Genomic DNA, 18,631 nt, shown 5'->3' with positions numbered 1-18,631 from the left:
CGAATTGATGAGTACTGATGTATGCCAGCAAAAGTAGTGGTAATAGGCAGCTTGAACATGGACCTGGTCACCCGGGCCAGTCGCTTGCCGCGTGCCGGTGAGACGCTGATCGGCCAGAGCTTTTCCACCGTTCCCGGTGGCAAGGGTGCCAATCAGGCGGTGGCGTCGGCGCGTCTGGGCGCCGGCGTCGCGATGATCGGATGCGTGGGCACCGATGCTTACGGCACTCAGTTGCGTGATGCGCTGCTGGTGGAGGGGATCGATTGCCAGGCGGTGAGCACCGTAGAGGGCTCCAGCGGTGTGGCTTTGATCGTGGTGGATGACAGCAGCCAGAATGCGATTGTCATTGTGGCCGGCAGCAACGGCGAGCTGACACCTGCATCGCTGCAAACCTGTGACGCTGTGCTGCAGGCGGCAGACGTGATCATCTGCCAGCTGGAAGTGCCGATGGACACCGTTGGCCATGCGCTCAAGCGCGGCCGCGAACTGGGCAAGACGGTCATCCTCAATCCGGCGCCCGCCAGTGGGCCTTTGCCCGCTCAATGGTATGCCTCGATCGATTACCTGATCCCCAATGAAAGTGAAGCCACCGCACTGAGCGGCATAACAGTCGATTCGCTCGACAGCGCCAAGGTTGCCGCAACCGCGTTGATCAAGGCGGGGGCGGGTAAGGTCATCATCACGCTTGGCGCTCAGGGGGCTCTGTTTGCCGACGGCAGCAGCTTCGAGCACCTGTTGGCGCCGAAGGTCAAGGCAGTGGACACCACCGCCGCTGGCGATACCTTTGTCGGTGGCTTTGCCGCTGCACTGGCCGCAGGCAAGAGCGAAGCCGAGGCGATCCGTTTTGGCCAGGTGGCGGCGGCGTTGTCGGTGACCCGCGCCGGTGCTCAGCCTTCCATTCCTACGCTGCACGACGTCCAAGGTTTTGTGCCCTCATGAAAAAGACACCTTTGCTCAATATCGCCCTGTCCCGCGTGATCGCGTCCCTCGGCCATGGTGATGTGCTGGTCATCGGCGATGCCGGCCTGCCGGTACCTCCCGGCGTCGAGTTGATCGACCTGGCGCTGACCCAGGGCATTCCGGATTTCATCAGCACGTTGCGCATCGTGCTCAGCGAGATGCAGGTTGAAAGCCACGTGCTCGCCGAAGAAATCCTGCTCAAGCAACCGCCGGCGCTGAGCGTGCTCAATGCGCTCACAGATCAGGCTGCGTTGGGCGAGCGGCGCCTGCTCAGCCACGACCAGTTCAAGCAACTGAGCCGCACAGCCCGCGCGGTTGTGCGCACCGGCGAGTGTCAGCCTTACTGCAATATCGCGCTGGTATCCGGCGTAACGTTCTAGTGTCCCCCCAATGACAAGGAGTGCTTTATGCAACGTGGTCTACCTACCCTGAAAAACCTGTTCCGGAGTGTTCTGCTTTTGTTCGCACTCACAGCTGCAAGCGCCCAGGCGGCGGAAAAAATCGACCTGATCATCGATACCGACCCTGGGGCCGATGACGTGGTGGCGCTGTTGTTCGCCATGGCCTCGCCAGAAGAGTTGAGTATTCGTGCGCTGACCACCGTCGCCGGTAACGTGCGCCTGGACAAAACCTCCCGCAATGCGCGCCTGGCGCGCGAGTGGGCAGGGCGTGAGGATATTCCTGTGTACGCAGGTGCGCCCGCTCCTCTGCTGCGCAAGCCGATCTACGCCGAGAATATCCATGGCAAAGAGGGCATCTCCGGCGTCACCGTGCACGAGCCGAAAAAAGGCCTGGCCGAAGGCAATGCCGTTGACTACCTGATCAAGACCCTGAGCACCGCCAAACCGCACAGCATCACCATCGCCATGCTCGGCCCGCAGACAAACCTGGCGCTGGCACTGACCCAGGCACCCGAAATCACTCAGGGCATCAAGGAAGTGGTGGTCATGGGCGGTGCGCACTTCAATGGCGGCAATATCACGCCAGTGGCCGAGTTCAACCTGTTCGCCGATCCGGTGGCGGCTGAGATCGTGCTCAAAAGTGGTGTGAAGTTGACCTACCTGCCGTTGGACGTGACTCATAAAGTCCTCACCAGCGACGCCCGCCTGAAAAAGATTGCGGACCTGAACAACAACGCGAGCAAGGTCGTCAGCAGTATTCTGAATGAGTACGTCAAAGGCGACATGGAGCATTACGGCATTCCAGGCGGCCCGGTTCACGACGCGACCGTGGTTGCCTACCTGCTCAAGCCATCGCTGTTCAGCGGGCGTCAGGCCAATATGGTTGTCGACAGCCGCGAGGGCCCAACCTTCGGCCAGACCATCGTCGACTGGTACGACGGCCTCAAGCAGGAGAAGAATGTGTTCTGGGTCGAGAACGGCGACGCTCAGGGCTTCTTCGATCTGCTGACCGAGCGCCTGGCGCGTTTGAAGTAATACGGTTTACCGGTCGGCGTTCGTCGGCCGGTTCTTATTCTTGTGCGCCCATGTAGTCGGCCGGGTATTTCTCGAATATCTGGCCGATGAACGCTTGTGCCGCCTGGGTCCCCAGTTCCTTGACCAGCAGGTCGATACCAATGATCGCCAGTTCTTCGGGACTGCCGGGGCTGTAGGAGCTTTGCCCCTGGGGCCACTTTGCTTTGATATCGGCTTGAAGCGTTACGGTGGTCATGGAAATCTCACGGCTGAAAGTACTGGGCAATGCACTGGAATGCGGTTCCAGCGGCGCAGTTAACCATTTTGCGCGGCATTTGGCACTGCTACTTAGGCATGGGGGAGGGGGTGTGCGACACTGTTGGCTTGTTTAACAGCCGGGAAACACCGCGTGCAGATTGATCTGAACAAGCCTGAGAACCTGACGCTGGATGCCGTGCGCCAACTGCTCGCTGGCGCCAGTGACGATGAACACACCCAATTGCGGGTATCCAGGGCCGGTATTGCCTATATTTCTTCCGGCGTAGTCGGGGGCGTTGAAATCGATGGCCTGCTGTTTCGGCTGGAGACCTGGGCCAAGGGGTCTGGCTATGTCGGGATTGTGGCGGCCAGCGATGAGGTCTGGGTCATGCAGATTTTCAACGCGTTGAAACAGAACTGGCCACGCCCATCATCTGACTACATCGATATCTACTGAGTGCGTTCATATCTAGTCACGATTGACCGGGCGATTGCCCCGCGCGAGTCAGGCAGACTTGCGCGCAGGCGATTAACGTCTTGAAACCAATCGTTCATATCGCTGTCGCACGATCTCTGTCCATTTTTAATCATAGGAGGCTTCATGCCTTGGAAGCTCGCTTCATTCGGTACTTTGTTGGCAGCACTCGCATTGGCGGGTTGCAGCACCCCGGGTGCCTCTGAGCCAGGCAAAGACGCCACCGTAACCGATGCCGGTCATAGCCGCTGTGAGTCGAAGGCCGCCGAGTTCGCAATCGGCCAGAAAGCCTCGCCTCAGCTGCTGGAACAGGCTCGTACCCGTGCTGGCGCGCAGAATGCACGCATTCTCAAGCCCAACGATATGATTACCCTGGAATATCGTTCTGACCGCCTGAACCTCAACACTGACAACAACCTGGTGATCACGCGGGTCAATTGCGGCTGACAGCGTTGTGCTTTTGCATCGCCCATAAAAAACCCCGTCACATGGACGGGGTTTTTTTAGCTCAGCGGAGAATTACTCGCCGCGAACCTGTGCAGCTTGCATACCCTTTTGGCCTTTCTCAGCCACGAAGGAAACGGTTTGGCCTTCTTTCAGGCTTTTGAAACCGTCGCTTTCGATAGCTTTGAAGTGTACGAACAGGTCGTCACCGCCACCTTGAGGAGTGATGAAGCCGAAGCCTTTTTCATCGTTGAACCATTTAACGGTGCCGGTTTGGCGATTAGACATGGTGTATCTCCAAGAAACATATATTTTCAGTAGTGCTGTGCTGCTCAGGCCAACTGGGCACACTGGGCTATCATAGTCGAAATGTTCGACTTGGGAGCCCCCCCAAGGCATTGTTTGCTAATCAATCGCGTTGCATCTGGTCCCTGGTTCGGCGCAAAGCCCCGATCTACGGGGCTTTGCGCCGAAATATCAGCTGTTAAAAAAAGCCGAAAAACCTGCATAATTTGTGTGAAATGGCAGTTTTCAGGCCGTTTTTCCAGCGATATGGCCGTCGGATCAGTGGTCAAACTTACTTTTTCTTCACCACTTTGCAGGACGAAATAGCCGCTACCGCTTTGTTCTTAAGCTCGGGGCTGGCGTTCTGATTGGTCATCAGTTCCTTGATCTCGGCAGTGCTCAATTCGGCATTGATCTTGTCGGCACCACATTCGCAATGGGCCTTGGCAGTCTTGACGTCCACGTTCTGGCTGGCGGCCGCACTGCAGTCATTGACGAAAGCGTCACGGGCACCGGCTGGCCAGTTGGAAGGGGCTGCAGCCTGCGCGCCGAGGGAAAGGAGGCTCAGGGTAGCGGCGACAGCGAGGGTAGAGGTAAAACGCATCATGGGATGCTCCTTTGGGTCGAGGACGAACGGCGATTCTCAGTGGGTTGGAGGCCTGACGTACAGCTCAAGTTCACTTTCGCAGCTATAAAGCCTTGAATTGCGCTATACACAGAGCTTCGTCGGCGCGATGACCGTTCATCTGTGCTAGCATCCTGGGCTTGGCTAATTTCAGGCGCGTCAACTACCGCCTTGCCAGGTTTCTTTTTAGCTCAATCCAGTCACTCTGGTTCGATTATCGGTTGGCCGAAAGGCTCCTGCCGCTGTAAGGCAGGCGTTCATCACTGAACGGCCTGGTGTTGGATCTTGTACTGGCTCATCCCAACCCACGTGACCTTTGGTAGGGGTCACCACTAGGAGAGGAGGCGCCATGCCAACTATTACTCTACCCGACGGCAGTCAACGTTCATTCGATCATTCGGTTTCCGTAGCCGAGGTCGCCGCATCCATTGGTGCAGGCCTGGCCAAGGCCACTGTGGCCGGCAAGGTCGACGGCAAACTGGTCGACGCCAGTGATCTGATCACTCGCGATGCCAGCCTGCAAATCATCACGCCCAAGGATCAAGAGGGGCTGGAGATCATTCGCCACTCTTGTGCGCACCTGATTGGCCACGCGGTCAAGCAACTGTACCCAACCGCCAAGATGGTGATCGGCCCGGTAATCGAAGAAGGCTTCTATTACGACATCGCCTATGAGCGTCCTTTTACTCCGGACGACCTGGCGGCCATCGAGCAGCGCATGCACGCGCTGATTGAAAAAGATTACGACGTCATCAAGAAAGTCACCCCGCGTGCCGAAGTGATCGACGTGTTTACCGCGCGCGGTGAAGATTACAAGCTGCGTCTGGTGGAAGACATGCCGGACGAGCAGGCCATGGGCCTGTATTACCACGAAGAATACGTCGATATGTGCCGTGGCCCGCACGTGCCGAACACGCGCTTCCTCAAGTCGTTCAAGCTGACCAAGCTGTCCGGTGCCTACTGGCGCGGTGATGCCAAGAACGAACAGCTGCAGCGGATCTACGGCACGGCCTGGGCTGACAAGAAACAGCTGGCCGCCTACATCCAGCGCATCGAAGAAGCCGAAAAACGCGACCACCGCAAGATCGGCAAGCGCCTGAACCTGTTCCATCTCCAGGAAGAAGCGCCGGGCATGGTGTTCTGGCACCCCAACGGCTGGACGTTGTACCAGGTGCTTGAGCAGTACATGCGCAAGGTTCAGCGCGACAACGGTTACCTGGAGATCAAGACCCCTCAGGTCGTTGATCGCAGCCTGTGGGAGAAATCCGGGCACTGGGCCAACTACGCCGACAACATGTTCACCACCCAGTCGGAAAACCGCGACTACGCTATCAAGCCGATGAACTGCCCATGCCACGTGCAGGTGTTCAACCAGGGCCTGAAGAGCTACCGCGAGTTGCCGATGCGCCTGGCCGAATTCGGCGCCTGCCACCGCAACGAGCCATCCGGTGCACTGCACGGCATCATGCGTGTGCGCGGTTTTACCCAGGACGACGCCCATATCTTCTGCACTGAAGAGCAGATGCAGGCTGAATCCGCTGCGTTCATCAAGCTGACCATGGATGTTTATCGCGATTTCGGCTTCACCGAAGTCGAAATGAAGCTGTCCACTCGTCCGGAAAAACGCGTCGGTTCCGACGAACTGTGGGATCGCGCCGAAGCGGCACTGGCCGCAGCGCTGGACAGTGCGGGCCTTGCGTACGATCTGCAGCCGGGGGAGGGCGCGTTCTACGGTCCGAAGATCGAGTTCTCGCTCAAAGATTGCCTTGGCCGCGTCTGGCAGTGTGGTACCCTGCAGCTCGATTTTAACCTGCCGATCCGTCTGGGAGCCGAATACGTCTCCGAAGACAACAGCCGTAAACACCCGGTTATGTTGCACCGGGCGATCCTCGGTTCGTTCGAGCGGTTCGTCGGTATCCTGATCGAGCACTACGAGGGCGCGTTCCCTGCGTGGCTGGCTCCGACCCAGGCAGTGATCATGAATATCACTGATAAACAGGCAGATTTTGCCGCCGAAGTTGAAAAAACTCTCAACGAAAGCGGATTTCGTGCCAGGTCCGACTTGAGAAATGAAAAGATCGGCTTTAAAATCCGCGAGCATACTTTGCTCAAGGTTCCCTATCTTTTGGTTATCGGAGATCGGGAAGTCGAGATGCAGACTGTCGCTGTGCGTACTCGTGAAGGTGCTGACCTGGGCTCGATGCCCGTCGCCCAGTTCGCGGAGTTCCTCGCGCAAGCGGTTTCCCGGCGTGGTCGCCCAGATTCGGAGTAATTATTATTAAGCGTGAAATGAGACAAGATAAACGAGCTGCACCGAAAGCCCCGATCAACGAGAATATCTCGGCACGCGAGGTTCGGTTAATTGGGGCTGAGGGTGAGCAGCTTGGGATTGTGTCAATTGAAGACGCGCTTCTTAAGGCTGAAGAAGCCAAGCTCGATTTGGTGGAAATTTCCGCCGATGCTGTACCACCTGTCTGCAAGCTGATGGACTACGGCAAATCGATCTTCGAGAAGAAGAAGCAGATTGCCGCAGCCAAGAAAAACCAGAAGCAGATCCAGGTTAAAGAAATCAAGTTTCGTCCAGGGACGGAGGAAGGGGATTACCAGGTAAAACTGCGCAACCTGGTACGTTTCCTGAGTGATGGGGACAGGGCCAAGGTATCCTTGCGATTCCGCGGCCGTGAGATGGCCCACCAGGAGCTGGGGATGGAACTCCTCAAGCGGGTTGAAGCTGACCTGCTCGAGTACGGTTCGGTCGAACAGCATCCTAAGATGGAAGGACGCCAACTGATCATGGTCATCGCCCCGAAAAAGAAGAAGTAATCAACAGGGCACGGCAGGCCTTCTGATTATGTTTATCAACTGAATGCGGAGTATCCGAACATGCCAAAGATGAAGACTAAAAGTGGTGCTGCTAAGCGGTTTCTGAAAACCGCTAACGGTATCAAGCACAAGCACGCTTTCAAGAGCCACATCCTGACCAAAATGTCGACCAAGCGTAAGCGTCAACTGCGCGGTAGCAGCTTGCTGCATCCGTCTGACGTGGCAAAAGTCGAGCGCATGCTGCGCCTTCGTTAATTTTGGATCAAGAATAGAGGAAGTAACTCATGGCTCGTGTTAAGCGTGGCGTCATGGCCCGTAAGCGTCACAAAAAAATTCTGAAACTTGCTAAAGGTTACTACGGCGCGCGTTCACGCGTATTCCGTGTTGCCAAGCAAGCGGTAATCAAGGCAGGCCAATACGCCTACCGTGACCGTCGTCAGAAAAAACGTCAGTTCCGCGCTCTGTGGATCGCTCGTATCAACGCTGGTGCACGTGTTAACGGTCTGTCCTACAGCCGTTTCATCGCTGGCCTGAAGAAAGCGTCCATCGAAATCGACCGTAAGGTTCTGGCTGAACTGGCCGTGAACGAAAAAGCGGTGTTTGCTGCGATTGTCGAGAAAGCTAAAGCCTCCTTGGCTTAAGTACCCCCGACAGTCACCCTGGGTTACTCCTGTAGCCCAAGGTGGTAAACGTCATAAATAGGGGAAGAGCCTTCAAGCTCTTCCCCTATTTTGTATCTGGAGTCTGTACATGGAAAACCTGGACGCGCTCGTTGCCCAAGCCCTTGAGGCCGTGCAAAGCGCTGAAGATGTAAATGCCCTGGAGCAAATCCGGGTTCACTACCTTGGCAAAAAAGGTGAATTGACTCAGGTGATGAAGACCCTGGGGAATTTACCGGCTGAAGAGCGTCCGCAAGTCGGTGCGCTGATCAACGTTGCCAAGGAGCGTGTCACAGAGGTGCTCAATGCGCGCAAGGCGTCGCTCGAGGAGGCCGATCTAGCGGCCAAGCTCGCCGCCGAGTCCATTGACGTGACCTTGCCTGGCCGTGGCCAGGCCTCGGGCGGTCTGCATCCGATCACCCGGACTCTGGAACGTATCGAACAGTTCTTCACTCACATCGGCTACGGCATTGCCGAAGGCCCTGAGGTCGAAGACGACTATCACAACTTTGAGGCGCTCAACATCCCAGGCCATCACCCGGCCCGGTCGATGCACGACACCTTCTATTTCAACGCGAACATGCTGCTGCGCACCCATACCTCGCCGGTACAGGTCCGCACCATGGAAGCGAACAAGCCGCCGATCCGCATCGTCTGCCCAGGCCGTGTGTACCGCAGCGACTCGGATATCACCCACTCGCCGATGTTCCACCAGGTCGAAGGCCTGCTGGTGGATCGCGATATCAATTTCGCCGACCTCAAGGGCACCATCGAAGAGTTCCTGCGGGTGTTCTTCGAGAAAGAATTGGCCGTGCGTTTCCGTCCTTCGTTCTTCCCGTTCACCGAGCCATCGGCTGAAGTCGACATGGAATGCGTGATGTGCAGCGGTAAAGGCTGCCGCGTCTGCAAGCAGACCGGTTGGCTGGAAGTCATGGGTTGCGGCATGGTCCACCCTAACGTGCTGCGCATGTCCGGCATCGACCCGGAAGAGTTCTCGGGCTTTGCCTTCGGCATGGGCGTTGAGCGTCTGGCCATGCTGCGTTACGGCGTGAACGACTTGCGTCTGTTCTTCGACAACGACTTGCGGTTCCTCGCGCAATTTCGCTAGTCGTAACGAATCTTTAGGAGAGCAGGATGAAATTCAGTGAACAATGGCTGCGTGGCTGGGTAAGCCCGCAGGTAGATCGCGACGCGCTGGTTGCGCGTCTGTCGATGGCCGGTCTTGAGGTCGATAGCGTTACCCCGGCCGCCGGTGTTTTCAGCGGTGTGGTTGTGGGCGAGGTGCTGAACACCGAGCAACACCCGGATGCCGATAAATTGCGTGTGTGCCAAGTCAGCAATGGCGCGGAAACCTTTCAGGTCGTGTGCGGAGCGCCCAATGTGCGCCCGGGCCTGAAGATCCCGTTTGCCATGATTGGTGCCCAACTGCCTGGCGACTTCAAGATCAAGAAGGCCAAGCTGCGTGGTGTTGAGTCCAACGGCATGTTGTGCTCTCAGGCTGAGTTGCAGGTAGGTGAGGGCAATGATGGCCTGATGGAGTTGCCGGCTGACGCGCCTGTGGGTCAGGACATCCGTGTTTACCTGGAGCTGGAAGACGCCAGCATCGAGGTCGACCTGACCCCCAACCGCGGCGACTGCCTGTCCCTGGCTGGCCTGGCCCGTGAAGTGGGTGCGCTGTACAACGCGCCTGTCACTCGTCCAGTGGTTGCTGCCGTGCCGGCGGTACACGACGAAGTCCGCTCGATTGAAGTATTGGCGCCCAACGCTTGCCCGCGTTACCTGGGGCGTGTGATCCGTAACGTCGACCTGTCCAAGCCAACCCCGCTGTGGATGGTCGAGCGCCTGCGTCGCGCTGACGTGCGCAGCATCGACGCCGCCGTCGACATCACCAACTACGTGATGCTGGAACTCGGCCAGCCGTTGCACGCCTTCGATCTCGCCGAAATCAACGGCGGCATCCGCGTGCGTATGGCCGAAGAAGGCGAGAAGCTGGTGCTGCTCGATGGCCAGGAAGTCAGCCTGCGTGCCGACACCTTGGTGATCGCCGACCACGCTCGCGCCCTGGCGATTGCCGGCGTGATGGGGGGCGAGCACAGCGGTGTATCCGCGACCACCCGTGATGTATTCCTTGAAAGCGCGTTCTTCGACCAGATCGCGATCGCTGGCAAGGCCCGTTCCTATGGCCTGCACACCGATGCGTCGCACCGCTACGAGCGTGGCGTAGACTGGAAGCTCGCCCGTGAAGCCATGGAGCGCGCCACCGGCCTGCTGCTGGACATCACCGGCGGCGAAGCCGGCCCGATCACCGAAACCGTCAGCGAACAGTACCTGCCGTCGATTGCGCCGATCACCTTGCGTGCCAAAAGCGTTGAGCAAATGCTCGGCCTGGTCATCGAGCCGGCTGAAATCGAGCAACTGCTGTCCGCTCTTGGCCTGGGTATTTCCTCGAATGGGGAAGGGCAGTGGCAGGTTGCAGTACCTAGCCATCGCTTCGACATCAGCCTGGAAGTCGACCTGATCGAAGAGCTGGCACGCCTGTATGGCTACAACCGCTTACCGGTTCGCTACCCGCAAGCGCGCCTGGCGCCGCAACCCAAGGCTGAAGCGCGTGCGCATTTGCCTGAGCTGCGCCGCCTGCTGGTGGCCCGTGGGTACCAGGAAGCCGTGACTTACAGCTTCATCGATCCAAAGCAGTTCGAGTTGTTCAACCCAGGTGTTGAACCGTTGCTGCTGGCCAACCCGATTTCCAACGACATGGCCGCCATGCGTTCGTCGTTGTGGCCGGGCCTGGTGAAGGCGCTTTCCCACAACCTGAACCGCCAGCAAGACCGCGTGCGCCTGTTCGAAAGCGGCCTGCGTTTTGTCGGTCAACTCGATGGCCTCAAGCAAGAGCCGATGCTGGCTGGCGTGGTTTGCGGTAGTCGCTTGCCGGAAGGTTGGGCACAGGGCCGCGACGTGGTGGACTTCTTCGACGTCAAGGCTGATGTGGAAGCAATACTGGGCTTTGCCGGTGCGTTGGATGCCTTTACCTTTATGCCGGGCAGCCACCCAGCCTTGCATCCGGGCCAGACTGCGCGCATCGAGCGTGAAGGTCGCCTGGTAGGTTTTGTCGGCGCCATTCACCCGGAACTGTCGAAAACGTTGGGGCTGGACCGTCCAGTCTTCGTATTTGAGCTAGTCTTGGCTGAAGTTGCGTCGGGCAAGATGCCTAAATTCAGCGAGTTGTCGCGCTTCCCTGAAGTGCGCCGCGACCTGGCCCTGATCGCCGACCGTGACGTCGCCGCCACTGCCGTTCTGGATGTAATCCGTGAAAATGCAGGGGAATGGCTGACAGACCTCAGGCTATTTGACGTCTATCAGGGTAAAGGCATTGATCCGCATAGAAAAAGCCTTGCAGTCGGCTTGACCTGGCAGCATCCATCGCGCACTCTTAATGACGATGAGGTGAATACCACGACGCAAAATATCCTCACCTCGCTCGAACAAAGGTTGAACGCCACGTTAAGGAAGTGACGTATGGGGGCTTTGACGAAAGCTGAGATGGCGGAACGTCTGTACGAAGAGTTGGGTCTGAACAAGCGCGAGGCCAAGGAATTGGTCGAGCTGTTTTTTGAAGAGATCCGCCACGCTCTGGAAGACAACGAACAGGTCAAATTGTCCGGTTTCGGCAATTTTGACCTGCGAGACAAACGCCAGCGGCCTGGCCGCAATCCAAAAACGGGAGAAGAAATCCCGATCACGGCTCGCCGTGTGGTCACCTTTCGTCCAGGGCAGAAGTTGAAGGCCCGAGTTGAGGCTTATGCTGGAACCAAGTCATAACGACGAGCTACCCGTCATCCCAGGCAAGCGCTACTTCACCATTGGTGAAGTCAGCGAGCTGTGTGCGGTCAAACCGCACGTGCTGCGCTATTGGGAGCAGGAGTTTCCTCAACTCAACCCCGTCAAACGCACCGGGAACCGTCGGTATTATCAGCGCCAGGACGTGCTGATGATCCGACAGATCCGCGCGTTGCTCTACGACCAGGGGTTCACCATCAGCGGCGCACGCCAGCGTATGTCCGGTGATGAAGCCAAAGACGACACCACCCAGTACAAGCAACTGATCCGCCAGATGATCTCCGAATTGGAAGATGTACTGGTGGTGCTGAAGAAATGATTCAAGCTTTAAAAATACTTCCACATTTCAAAAGCTTGCGGTATATTCCGGTTCGCTTCGTTAAGAAGCGAACCCAGTAACACGCCTAGTCGGGGCGTAGCGCAGTCCGGTAGCGCACTAGCATGGGGTGCTAGGGGTCGAGTGTTCGAATCACTCCGTCCCGACCATATTTTTCAATGACTTAGCCGAACTCTAACCAGTTCGGCTTTTTCATGCGTAGGGACTTTTGCGGGGGTTCATCCCGTTTTCCTCCTCAAGATTGTCAGTGCCGGCCCGCGTGAATCCGTCGCTGACACTTTGTTTGCCTCCGTGATCAACTGCTCAAGCTCTGCGGTAGAATAGTGGCTGGTAACGCTGCCATTCTTGTGCCCCAAGAGCGCCTTCCGATCTTCCAGTGTCACCCCTGCTGCACGCAGCCTTCTCCCAAAGGTGTGCTTGAGGTCGTGAACCCGAATTGATCTGAACCCAGGGTGTGCCGGCGACTTGTGTTCCAACTCCCATTTCGCGGCTGCTCTCACCCTGGCCTTCTTCCACGCCGTGTCATTCATCCGATGCATTGGAGTCGGACCGCGCTCGTCCGGCTGCCCATAGGGGAAGACGTACTTTGAGCTAAGGCCGCGCTGACCATCAATGACCGACATCGCCACCTTGTTCAGCACCACCAGTCTCTCGTCGCCGTTCTTCACGCCAGATTTTTCACTTCTCCCACCAAAATCGGCAGGGATCAGGAAGACACTTGTTCCCAGTTCCGGCACTCGAATCTCCCAATCCCATTGAAGCTTGCAGACCTCCTGCTCTCGGCACCCGGTATTCACCTTGTAAAGCGACATCCGCAACAAGTGATCCGGAATCTCCGAGAACAGTGTTGATTGCTCCGCCCAGGACATCGGGTAGGGCTTCCTGCTTGACTTCGCCTCTTCCAGCATCGAGATCATCGGCACGCTATCCAACCACGGCCGCTTCTCTGCGTCTCGCCATTTCCTGTGGCACAGGTTCAAGATCCGAACGACACGTTGCAAAGCAATGTTGACCGTCCGGTTCGATACGCCTGGCTTTACCTTCCCCTTGTCGTTCATGGTCGGCTTCTGCCGGTCCCGTTTGAAAGCAGCCAGGGTTCCGTCATCTATATGGGTGATTGGTAGATCCCCAATGTACGGGTCCAGCTGCTCAATGTGTGAGGCGGATAGACCGATTGATGCCTGATCCTTGAACTCCACCAAGAACCGGGTGGCCGCCTCACGCCAGGTTCGCACTTGGCGAACTCCGTAAACCTTTTCCTGCCTGAGCTTTTCCAGCCGGTGAATCAGGTATTGCTCTGCTTCTTCCCTCTCGCTTGCTCCAGTGCTTTCTTGAAGTCGGCAACCTCTGACGACTTTGTCGATGTGCCAAATCCCGTTCCTCTGATAGAGGCCCGACATTGTTTTTCGCGCCATTGTTTTGCTCCTTGGCGCCCACTGCGGGGCAGATTGTTGTCCTCATTGGCCTGCTTTTCAATTGCCATGGACTCAGCCCAGGAATCTGCCCACTGATCCAACTCGATCCGATCGAAGCCAATGCCCTGTTTCCCAATGGGGAATTCGCGGACGTTAGGCCGAACGGTTTTGTTAAATTCTTCCCGGCACATGCCCAGGTACGCAGGGGCAGTTGACGCTCTTAGGAAGCGCGGCGCGGTCTCTTTGGTGGGTAATGCGGTTGACTTTGCCATGGAGTCATCACTGGTCGATGGAGGAGGTGGCTTGCACTGACTTCCTGACGGGAAAGGCTTCGCCCTCCCATTTTCCAGGCTTGCCGCGTATCGCGCCATGGAGGCCGTATTGGTGTGGCCTTTTGCTGGTGAACAGCTTTTCACACGCCTTCAGCAAGGCGCCTTCATCTTCTATTTCCAACAACTCCTGGCCAGCCATAGAACCCACCTGAATCCAGCCGGATTTGTCGCGCCCGTAGTTTTCTGTCTTGAACAAGCGAAACCTGTTTCGGTGTCCGGTACCAGGCGAAGAGGTTTCGGTGTTCATGTAGAACGCGACGCCATCAAGGCGCACCCGCAGCACTGTCTTAGCCATGGAGTTCACCACCTTGAAAGTGGTCTGCCAGCACCTTGCGCGCGTCGATGCCGCACGATGCGGACATGGCGTAGATCTGGCCGAAGGTGGTTTCTCGGCGCTGCAGGGCGTTGAACAGTTCTATCAGGCGCTCGCCCAGTTGTCCGTTGCGGCGGCTCATTGGCCCGAACTCGCAGCAGGCGGGAGCGGGGCGCCGGCATTTGCCAGTGCGTCCAGTAGCAAGGTTTGGCGATTCTGTCCGTCCAGATACTGGCGCACGGCTTGGATGAATACGCTGTTCATGCTGCGATCCGAGGCGTTCGCAGCCGCTTCAATGTCGGCGCGCAGACCGTCAGGCAGTCGCACCACAAACTTGTCTGCGGTGCGGGAATCGTATTGGTTGGTGGTCATGATGATCTCCTGGCGAGCTCCCTACGTATTGGGAGCTGAATGAGTGGGGTTATTCGCCTGATTTCGGCGTGGTGACGAGGAGGAATAAGCAGGCACTCGCAATGAGCCAGACTGCGGTACCGAAGAAAGCCGCAGCCACGTCGAAATCCGAGGAACTGCTGATCAGGTCGCTGGCGGCAAAAAGCAACCATGCGCCAGAGGCTGTGGTGTAGAGCAGGATGGAAATCATCACCTTGAATAGCTGAAGCGGTGTGATGGGTTTACGGGACATTCACTTTCTCCAGGGCGAGCAAGGGCCCGCCGCGTTGTTGGCTTTCGCAAAAAATTGAGGTGCTCTTGTTTCGCCATGAGGTGGCGAAGGAGTGGCTGTAAATTAGCAATAGCTAAATAAATTAGCAAATTGTTTTTTGTGATTTCAGTTTGCTAATTCACATACCGAAATAAAACTCGCCTGGGCTGTCTCGTAGTGGCGAAGTAATGGTGCTAAATTCTGAAAATCAAGCGCGCCATAGCATCGAAGATATCGCCTTCAATCTAGAGCTGCGCTGTCTAGACTTGGGCAGCTCGCAAAAATGCGTGTAGTGATGCTGATGCCATAGCACTATGGGACGGGTTATGCGGATGAAGTGCGGTGGGAAAGGTTGTGGGAGGCAGACAGGAATAGATGGGACTGGCTGTTAATTACTTTTTGCTAAAGAGATTTACCTATGGAGCATCAGACCAACGGCATTGCAGCGTCATCCGACGATCTGCAGCAATTCAAATTGAAATTTGGTCAAATTCTTCGTTTTCTTGAGTTTGCGTTCCCCGTAATCACGTGTCCCCAATGTGGACAAGATGCTGGGTGGCTATTTGATGGTCGACCAGGGCTGAAAGGTGTTGAGCAAGAGCTTGCTATTTATCGAATGGGGCATAGCTCCCACGAGCTCGCTCACCCCTTCTATCTATCGAGCTGCAACAATTGTGGTTCTATACGGCAAATTTCTTGCCGACGAGTACACGCATGGATAGCTGAAAATCCCGAGGAAGTAGCGCCGTGAGTGTCGTTAGTGGTCCGTGGAGTACTGAGGGAGCAGCCGGAATTGCTGTGGTAGACGATCCGTTAATTCCAGTGCATGATGAAAAAATGAGTGAGATAACCCGAGAAGAATTCAGCGCTAAACTCGAGACCATGGAAGTAAAGATGGATGCTCGGGTTGAATCCGTGTCGGCAAAAATCGAAGGGTTTCTTGCTGTGCAGGTTGAGCGCGATAAGCGTCTAGACGCTGTTCTTGCTCAAATCAGCAAGGATAACGGAGAGACGAAGTCCAGCATCAGCTCTATGAAAACTACACTCATAGTGACTGCTGTCTCGACTGTGCTAGCAATCGTGCTCGGTGTAGCTGGATTCAATACAGCACTTACATCCAATATGCTGGGCGCCTTCCAGTTAGGCAAAAGTGACCAGACCAGTGCATCGGAAACGATTACAACGCAGGCACATAGGGTTGCTATTCCTCCGCCCTCAACACCTCCTGCGCAGCAGAAGTAACTTAAGAAAGCCCGGCCCAGCACCGGGCTTCTTGTTCTGCACCTTCCCACTCAATCGCTCTATCCGAGAACTCAACATGCTCGTAGACCTTCCCAAGATGCTTCGTTGCCGAGAGGCGAAGGCCTGCCGTATGCTGCAACTCAGCGAAGCCCATATTTACCCATTGACCCATTTTGTTGATCAGCTTCGCGAGAGTGCCGGACTAAGTGCGGGAATCCCCTATTTTGATCCTTGGGATGGAGGTGTCGACGCTGGAGCGTTATTCCTGCTGGAGGCACCAGGGGCAAAAGCGGTAGCCTCGGGTTTTATTTCACGCAACAACCCTGACGAAACCGCGAAGAATATGTTTGAGCTCGGGGTCGAGGCCGGCATTGATCGCAAACACACAGTGCTTTGGAATGTCGTGCCTTGGTACATCGGGACGGGCACGAAAATACGAGCCGCCACCCCTCTAGATCTCGAGGCAGGGCTTCAACCGCTGCCTCAATTATTGGTACTGCTACCAAAGCTACGGGCTGTCGTTTTACTGGGGAGAAAGGCAGAGAGGGCTGCAGCTGCCATAGCCTCCGTCCGGCCCGATCTGAAGCTGTTCATTTGCGCCCACCCGAGCTCGCTATATGTAAATAACGCAATCGGTAACCGCGAAAAGATTCTTACAACCCTTCGCCAGGTCCGCGCATATTTACAGCAAGGTTGACTTGCAGGGCCCAGCCAGCGCTGGGCGTCGTGTATCTGTTCCTTCAGATTCCTTTCACAATCGAGCGCCTATGGTTCCACCAGCTCCTCATGAACACCTTTAAGCCCGCTATCCCCCATCGCGGGCTTTTCTTTGCCTGGAGTTTGCCAATCACGCCAGTGTTTACCTAAGCTGCATTTTTCTATGCCCTCGAACGGAGTCGAAGCCATGCCCGCCCCACAATACTCACTTCCTGACACGCTTGAACGAATCTACGAGAACCAGCTTGCCCTGGAAGAGGCGCTGATGGAACTGACATTGCTCGTCGAACGCCAAGGCAGCGTCGAGGCTGGCGGCAACGTGCGCGGTGCCCTGGAGACGATCGGCGAGAACGCCGGACATATCAAGCAGGGCCTGGCTAGGTTGAGGGCACAAGGGCCGGATTGATCAAGCAGCAACCGTTGATAGCCCGCCGATGTGCGGGCTTTTCGTTGAGGAGCTACCATTCCCCCGCCTGCTCATACACGGAGCTTCGCTTGCGCTCACCGACGGTCAGCACCAGGATAACAATCCGCTCGTCCTCAACGCGGTACACAGGTCGATAGCCGGCGCCTCGCAATTTGATCTTTGTAGCAGTTGCTATATTCCTTAACATATATTGCCTCGGACCCTTAGCCAGCTATACCGCGTTCTCAGAAAATGGGAAAAATATAGTATTAACTATCTGGATTTTCTATCGTTCTCTTTTGCCTGAGGGAGAAGGGGAGATGGAGAAATCGCCGGATTTCACATTTTGAAAGGTTTCATCAATCATTGGTTGAAAACTAGGGTCTCTATACATTCCGCTCAGTACAGCCATTGTTTGCGCAGCGGCACCGGCAAAAGTAAATCTTGAATTAATAAAGCTACAGCTTTCAAATCCAATTTTGGCTTGGCCATCAATAACAATCTCGGTGCCATTGAATTTGCAGCTGACAAATTTTTTGCCACTGGTTAGTACACGCTCAACGCCAAATAACTTATCAGCTATTAGTTCTAGAGGTGCGTCTTTAAGCTTTCTCCTTCGCGTTCCATATAAAATCCATCCGAAGAATATTGCAAATGCTACTAGCAATGTGAGCCAGATTGGTATCGTTACAGTATGTGATAGGTAATCTTTATAAAGGACGTCCCAGCTAACGAGAAGGCCTGCAACGGTTGCAAAAAATGTGAAAAAAAACATCGCGACGACTATCACGGGGTTTTTTGTTAAGAACTTTGAAAGCTGATCCATTGTGAGGCTCCGTTTTTATGCTATTCAATGGTAGTGGCATATTAATAGCCTGCATTGCTGGAGAATTCCAGTCTGGAGAGTCAATACCCTTGGGGAGTGCTCAGTACGTTCACAGTGCGTTATGGTGATACCGGTGTCGTCTTCCGTATGCCTAAACATCGTGGGTATCTAGAGCAGCCAAAAAATTCCCTCCCCTTGTAGCGTCCCTTCCTCGCAGTTCGCTGAACGACGTTACTTCCACAAAGTGGACAAAGCCCGAGCTGCGCCCAGTCTGAAGCGGGTGACTTCGGAGGAAGTAAAGCCTGGGCTGCCTCGCGCTCTCTGCGATCCCGGGCTTCAGATCGGACGCTGAAGAAGGAATAGATGGCTATCCCGGCCCCAATGATCAGTAAGAATATGAATCCGCCGGCACCTCCACCGCCCCTTCCTGAGCTTCGTCCGCGCCCAGAGCTTCTGCCACCGCCGTGCCCGCCTCGAGCAAGAGTCGTCGTGGTTATGGTGAGCAGTGCGAGCGTCAACAGCGCCCTACGGCTCATGTCCTTTTTGTTCATGCTGGCTCCGTGCCTTATCAGCGGTTTGCTGACTCCACCAACCCCAAGTG

At 56.1% G+C, this 18,631-nt stretch carries 26 protein-coding genes and 1 tRNA gene; 17 read left to right on the top strand and 10 right to left on the bottom strand.

The window, feature by feature from the left end; all coding sequences use genetic code 11:
• Positions 1–21: 21 nt before the first annotated feature.
• Genes rbsK through TX23_RS01475 form a run of 3 tightly spaced genes read left to right on the top strand, consistent with a single transcriptional unit; the run spans position 22 to position 2,396 of the window.
• Entirely contained in the window at positions 22–939 is a 918-nt protein-coding gene (rbsK, locus tag TX23_RS01485) for a ribokinase (RefSeq protein WP_057700721.1), read from the top strand.
• Positions 936–1,340, top strand: a complete 405-nt coding sequence (rbsD, locus tag TX23_RS01480; protein ID WP_057700720.1) for a D-ribose pyranase — start codon at positions 936–938, stop codon at positions 1,338–1,340. The genes rbsK and rbsD overlap by 4 nt, the downstream gene beginning before the upstream one ends.
• Positions 1,341–1,367: 27 nt before the next feature.
• Positions 1,368–2,396, top strand: a complete 1,029-nt coding sequence (locus TX23_RS01475; RefSeq protein ID WP_057700719.1) for a nucleoside hydrolase — start codon at positions 1,368–1,370, stop codon at positions 2,394–2,396.
• A gap of 34 nt (positions 2,397–2,430) precedes the next feature.
• Here the strand turns inward: TX23_RS01475 and TX23_RS01470 are convergent, their stop codons facing one another.
• The gene (locus TX23_RS01470) at positions 2,431–2,631 is read right to left on the bottom strand and encodes a hypothetical protein (RefSeq protein ID WP_057700718.1); all 201 of its coding nucleotides are present in this window, start codon (positions 2,629–2,631) and stop codon (positions 2,431–2,433) included.
• Positions 2,632–2,784: 153 nt separating this feature from the next.
• On the opposite strand from TX23_RS01470, the gene TX23_RS01465 reads away from it, so the two are divergent.
• Positions 2,785–3,090 (top strand): hypothetical protein, encoded by a 306-nt coding sequence (locus tag TX23_RS01465; protein ID WP_057700717.1) that lies wholly within the window; start codon positions 2,785–2,787, stop codon positions 3,088–3,090.
• Positions 3,091–3,234: 144 nt separating this feature from the next.
• The gene (locus tag TX23_RS01460) at positions 3,235–3,555 is read left to right on the top strand and encodes an I78 family peptidase inhibitor (RefSeq protein ID WP_032880290.1); all 321 of its coding nucleotides are present in this window, start codon (positions 3,235–3,237) and stop codon (positions 3,553–3,555) included.
• Positions 3,556–3,627: 72 nt separating this feature from the next.
• Here the strand turns inward: TX23_RS01460 and TX23_RS01455 are convergent, their stop codons facing one another.
• Both TX23_RS01455 and TX23_RS01450 read right to left on the bottom strand, forming a co-directional pair.
• A complete protein-coding gene (locus TX23_RS01455) occupies positions 3,628–3,840 on the bottom strand; it encodes a cold-shock protein (protein WP_003234260.1) in 213 nt (70 codons plus the stop codon).
• Between the two features lie 289 nt (positions 3,841–4,129).
• The gene (locus TX23_RS01450) at positions 4,130–4,444 is read right to left on the bottom strand and encodes a hypothetical protein (protein ID WP_019820908.1); all 315 of its coding nucleotides are present in this window, start codon (positions 4,442–4,444) and stop codon (positions 4,130–4,132) included.
• Between the two features lie 367 nt (positions 4,445–4,811).
• Here TX23_RS01450 and thrS point away from each other — a divergent pair, with 367 nt between their 5' ends.
• The 9 genes from thrS (at position 4,812) to TX23_RS01405 (ending at position 12,267) form a co-directional block, all read left to right on the top strand.
• On the top strand, positions 4,812–6,734 hold the full coding sequence (gene thrS, locus TX23_RS01445) for a threonine--tRNA ligase (protein ID WP_057700716.1): 1,923 nt from the start codon (positions 4,812–4,814) through the stop codon (positions 6,732–6,734).
• Positions 6,734–7,285, top strand: coding sequence for a translation initiation factor IF-3 (gene infC / locus TX23_RS01440; RefSeq protein WP_169851780.1), 552 nt, complete (start codon positions 6,734–6,736; stop codon positions 7,283–7,285). The genes thrS and infC overlap by 1 nt, the downstream gene beginning before the upstream one ends.
• 60 nt (positions 7,286–7,345) lie before the next feature.
• Complete coding sequence (gene rpmI / locus TX23_RS01435; RefSeq protein WP_002553160.1) at positions 7,346–7,540, top strand: 50S ribosomal protein L35; 195 nt, start codon at positions 7,346–7,348, stop codon at positions 7,538–7,540.
• A 29-nt stretch (positions 7,541–7,569) separates the two neighbouring features.
• The gene (gene rplT, locus TX23_RS01430; RefSeq protein ID WP_003192488.1) at positions 7,570–7,926 is read left to right on the top strand and encodes a 50S ribosomal protein L20; all 357 of its coding nucleotides are present in this window, start codon (positions 7,570–7,572) and stop codon (positions 7,924–7,926) included.
• A gap of 109 nt (positions 7,927–8,035) precedes the next feature.
• The gene (gene pheS, locus TX23_RS01425) at positions 8,036–9,052 is read left to right on the top strand and encodes a phenylalanine--tRNA ligase subunit alpha (protein ID WP_003192486.1); all 1,017 of its coding nucleotides are present in this window, start codon (positions 8,036–8,038) and stop codon (positions 9,050–9,052) included.
• A 26-nt stretch (positions 9,053–9,078) separates the two neighbouring features.
• Entirely contained in the window at positions 9,079–11,457 is a 2,379-nt protein-coding gene (pheT, locus tag TX23_RS01420; RefSeq protein ID WP_057700715.1) for a phenylalanine--tRNA ligase subunit beta, read from the top strand.
• Between the two features lie 3 nt (positions 11,458–11,460).
• A complete protein-coding gene (gene ihfA / locus TX23_RS01415) occupies positions 11,461–11,763 on the top strand; it encodes an integration host factor subunit alpha (RefSeq protein WP_002553164.1) in 303 nt (100 codons plus the stop codon).
• Positions 11,744–12,100 (top strand): MerR family transcriptional regulator, encoded by a 357-nt coding sequence (locus TX23_RS01410; RefSeq protein WP_003174972.1) that lies wholly within the window; start codon positions 11,744–11,746, stop codon positions 12,098–12,100. Before ihfA ends, TX23_RS01410 begins: the two co-directional genes overlap by 20 nt.
• 90 nt (positions 12,101–12,190) lie before the next feature.
• Positions 12,191–12,267 (top strand) — tRNA-Pro (locus TX23_RS01405).
• A gap of 69 nt (positions 12,268–12,336) precedes the next feature.
• Here the strand turns inward: TX23_RS01405 and TX23_RS01400 are convergent.
• From TX23_RS01400 to TX23_RS01385, 5 genes are all read right to left on the bottom strand, one after another.
• Complete coding sequence (locus tag TX23_RS01400) at positions 12,337–13,533, bottom strand: tyrosine-type recombinase/integrase (protein ID WP_057700714.1); 1,197 nt, start codon at positions 13,531–13,533, stop codon at positions 12,337–12,339.
• Positions 13,534–13,812: 279 nt separating this feature from the next.
• The gene (locus tag TX23_RS01395; RefSeq protein ID WP_057700713.1) at positions 13,813–14,160 is read right to left on the bottom strand and encodes a hypothetical protein; all 348 of its coding nucleotides are present in this window, start codon (positions 14,158–14,160) and stop codon (positions 13,813–13,815) included.
• On the bottom strand, positions 14,153–14,320 hold the full coding sequence (locus TX23_RS28135) for a hypothetical protein (protein ID WP_167346915.1): 168 nt from the start codon (positions 14,318–14,320) through the stop codon (positions 14,153–14,155). The genes TX23_RS01395 and TX23_RS28135 overlap by 8 nt, the downstream gene beginning before the upstream one ends.
• On the bottom strand, positions 14,317–14,550 hold the full coding sequence (locus TX23_RS01390) for a CopG family ribbon-helix-helix protein (RefSeq protein ID WP_057700712.1): 234 nt from the start codon (positions 14,548–14,550) through the stop codon (positions 14,317–14,319). The genes TX23_RS28135 and TX23_RS01390 overlap by 4 nt, the downstream gene beginning before the upstream one ends.
• Before the next feature lie 49 nt (positions 14,551–14,599).
• Positions 14,600–14,821 carry a hypothetical protein gene (locus tag TX23_RS01385; protein WP_057700711.1) on the bottom strand — a complete coding sequence of 74 codons (222 nt, stop codon included), beginning with the start codon at positions 14,819–14,821 and terminating at the stop codon, positions 14,600–14,602.
• 765 nt (positions 14,822–15,586) lie between these two features.
• Between TX23_RS01385 and TX23_RS01380 the strand changes: the two genes are divergently transcribed.
• The 3 genes from TX23_RS01380 (at position 15,587) to TX23_RS01370 (ending at position 17,204) form a co-directional block, all read left to right on the top strand.
• Positions 15,587–16,081: a hypothetical protein gene (locus TX23_RS01380; RefSeq protein ID WP_157243894.1), complete on the top strand. Its 495-nt coding sequence runs from the start codon at positions 15,587–15,589 to the stop codon at positions 16,079–16,081.
• Positions 16,082–16,211: 130 nt separating this feature from the next.
• Entirely contained in the window at positions 16,212–16,778 is a 567-nt protein-coding gene (locus TX23_RS01375; RefSeq protein ID WP_157243893.1) for a uracil-DNA glycosylase, read from the top strand.
• 207 nt (positions 16,779–16,985) lie between these two features.
• Positions 16,986–17,204: a hypothetical protein gene (locus TX23_RS01370; RefSeq protein WP_057700708.1), complete on the top strand. Its 219-nt coding sequence runs from the start codon at positions 16,986–16,988 to the stop codon at positions 17,202–17,204.
• A gap of 286 nt (positions 17,205–17,490) precedes the next feature.
• Here the strand turns inward: TX23_RS01370 and TX23_RS01365 are convergent, their stop codons facing one another.
• Positions 17,491–18,030 carry a hypothetical protein gene (locus TX23_RS01365; protein ID WP_057700707.1) on the bottom strand — a complete coding sequence of 180 codons (540 nt, stop codon included), beginning with the start codon at positions 18,028–18,030 and terminating at the stop codon, positions 17,491–17,493.
• Positions 18,031–18,149: 119 nt separating this feature from the next.
• Positions 18,150–18,566 carry a topoisomerase DNA-binding C4 zinc finger domain-containing protein gene (locus TX23_RS28720; protein ID WP_407071373.1) on the bottom strand — a complete coding sequence of 139 codons (417 nt, stop codon included), beginning with the start codon at positions 18,564–18,566 and terminating at the stop codon, positions 18,150–18,152.
• Positions 18,567–18,631: the final 65 nt, after the last annotated feature.

It is taken from the genome of Pseudomonas paralactis (assembly GCF_001439735.1).
GTDB lineage: Bacteria > Pseudomonadota > Gammaproteobacteria > Pseudomonadales > Pseudomonadaceae > Aquipseudomonas > Aquipseudomonas paralactis.
The sequence above is the reverse complement of the archived record's forward strand: the minus strand, read 5'-3'. Positions and strand labels throughout refer to the sequence as shown.

Bases quoted from the DNA above. Each gene is read 5' to 3' on its own strand.
- ihfA (WP_002553164.1), top strand. From the start codon at position 11,461: ATGGGGGCTTTGACGAAAGCTGAGATGGCGGAACGTCTGTACGAAGAG.
- TX23_RS01370 (WP_057700708.1), top strand. From the start codon at position 16,986: ATGCCCGCCCCACAATACTCACTTCCTGACACGCTTGAACGAATCTAC.
- rplT (WP_003192488.1), top strand. From the start codon at position 7,570: ATGGCTCGTGTTAAGCGTGGCGTCATGGCCCGTAAGCGTCACAAAAAA.
- TX23_RS01410 (WP_003174972.1), top strand. From the start codon at position 11,744: ATGCTGGAACCAAGTCATAACGACGAGCTACCCGTCATCCCAGGCAAG.
- rpmI (WP_002553160.1), top strand. From the start codon at position 7,346: ATGCCAAAGATGAAGACTAAAAGTGGTGCTGCTAAGCGGTTTCTGAAA.
- pheS (WP_003192486.1), top strand. From the start codon at position 8,036: ATGGAAAACCTGGACGCGCTCGTTGCCCAAGCCCTTGAGGCCGTGCAA.
- TX23_RS01395 (WP_057700713.1), bottom strand. From the start codon at position 14,160: ATGGCTAAGACAGTGCTGCGGGTGCGCCTTGATGGCGTCGCGTTCTAC.
- thrS (WP_057700716.1), top strand. From the start codon at position 4,812: ATGCCAACTATTACTCTACCCGACGGCAGTCAACGTTCATTCGATCAT.
- TX23_RS01385 (WP_057700711.1), bottom strand. From the start codon at position 14,821: ATGTCCCGTAAACCCATCACACCGCTTCAGCTATTCAAGGTGATGATT.
- TX23_RS01375 (WP_157243893.1), top strand. From the start codon at position 16,212: ATGCTGCAACTCAGCGAAGCCCATATTTACCCATTGACCCATTTTGTT.
- rbsK (WP_057700721.1), top strand. From the start codon at position 22: ATGCCAGCAAAAGTAGTGGTAATAGGCAGCTTGAACATGGACCTGGTC.
- TX23_RS28720 (WP_407071373.1), bottom strand. From the start codon at position 18,566: ATGAGCCGTAGGGCGCTGTTGACGCTCGCACTGCTCACCATAACCACG.
- TX23_RS01460 (WP_032880290.1), top strand. From the start codon at position 3,235: ATGCCTTGGAAGCTCGCTTCATTCGGTACTTTGTTGGCAGCACTCGCA.
- TX23_RS01365 (WP_057700707.1), bottom strand. From the start codon at position 18,030: ATGGATCAGCTTTCAAAGTTCTTAACAAAAAACCCCGTGATAGTCGTC.
- TX23_RS28135 (WP_167346915.1), bottom strand. From the start codon at position 14,320: ATGAGCCGCCGCAACGGACAACTGGGCGAGCGCCTGATAGAACTGTTC.
- rbsD (WP_057700720.1), top strand. From the start codon at position 936: ATGAAAAAGACACCTTTGCTCAATATCGCCCTGTCCCGCGTGATCGCG.
- TX23_RS01450 (WP_019820908.1), bottom strand. From the start codon at position 4,444: ATGATGCGTTTTACCTCTACCCTCGCTGTCGCCGCTACCCTGAGCCTC.
- pheT (WP_057700715.1), top strand. From the start codon at position 9,079: ATGAAATTCAGTGAACAATGGCTGCGTGGCTGGGTAAGCCCGCAGGTA.
- TX23_RS01470 (WP_057700718.1), bottom strand. From the start codon at position 2,631: ATGACCACCGTAACGCTTCAAGCCGATATCAAAGCAAAGTGGCCCCAG.
- TX23_RS01475 (WP_057700719.1), top strand. From the start codon at position 1,368: ATGCAACGTGGTCTACCTACCCTGAAAAACCTGTTCCGGAGTGTTCTG.
- TX23_RS01390 (WP_057700712.1), bottom strand. From the start codon at position 14,550: ATGACCACCAACCAATACGATTCCCGCACCGCAGACAAGTTTGTGGTG.
- TX23_RS01400 (WP_057700714.1), bottom strand. From the start codon at position 13,533: ATGGCGCGAAAAACAATGTCGGGCCTCTATCAGAGGAACGGGATTTGG.
- TX23_RS01455 (WP_003234260.1), bottom strand. From the start codon at position 3,840: ATGTCTAATCGCCAAACCGGCACCGTTAAATGGTTCAACGATGAAAAA.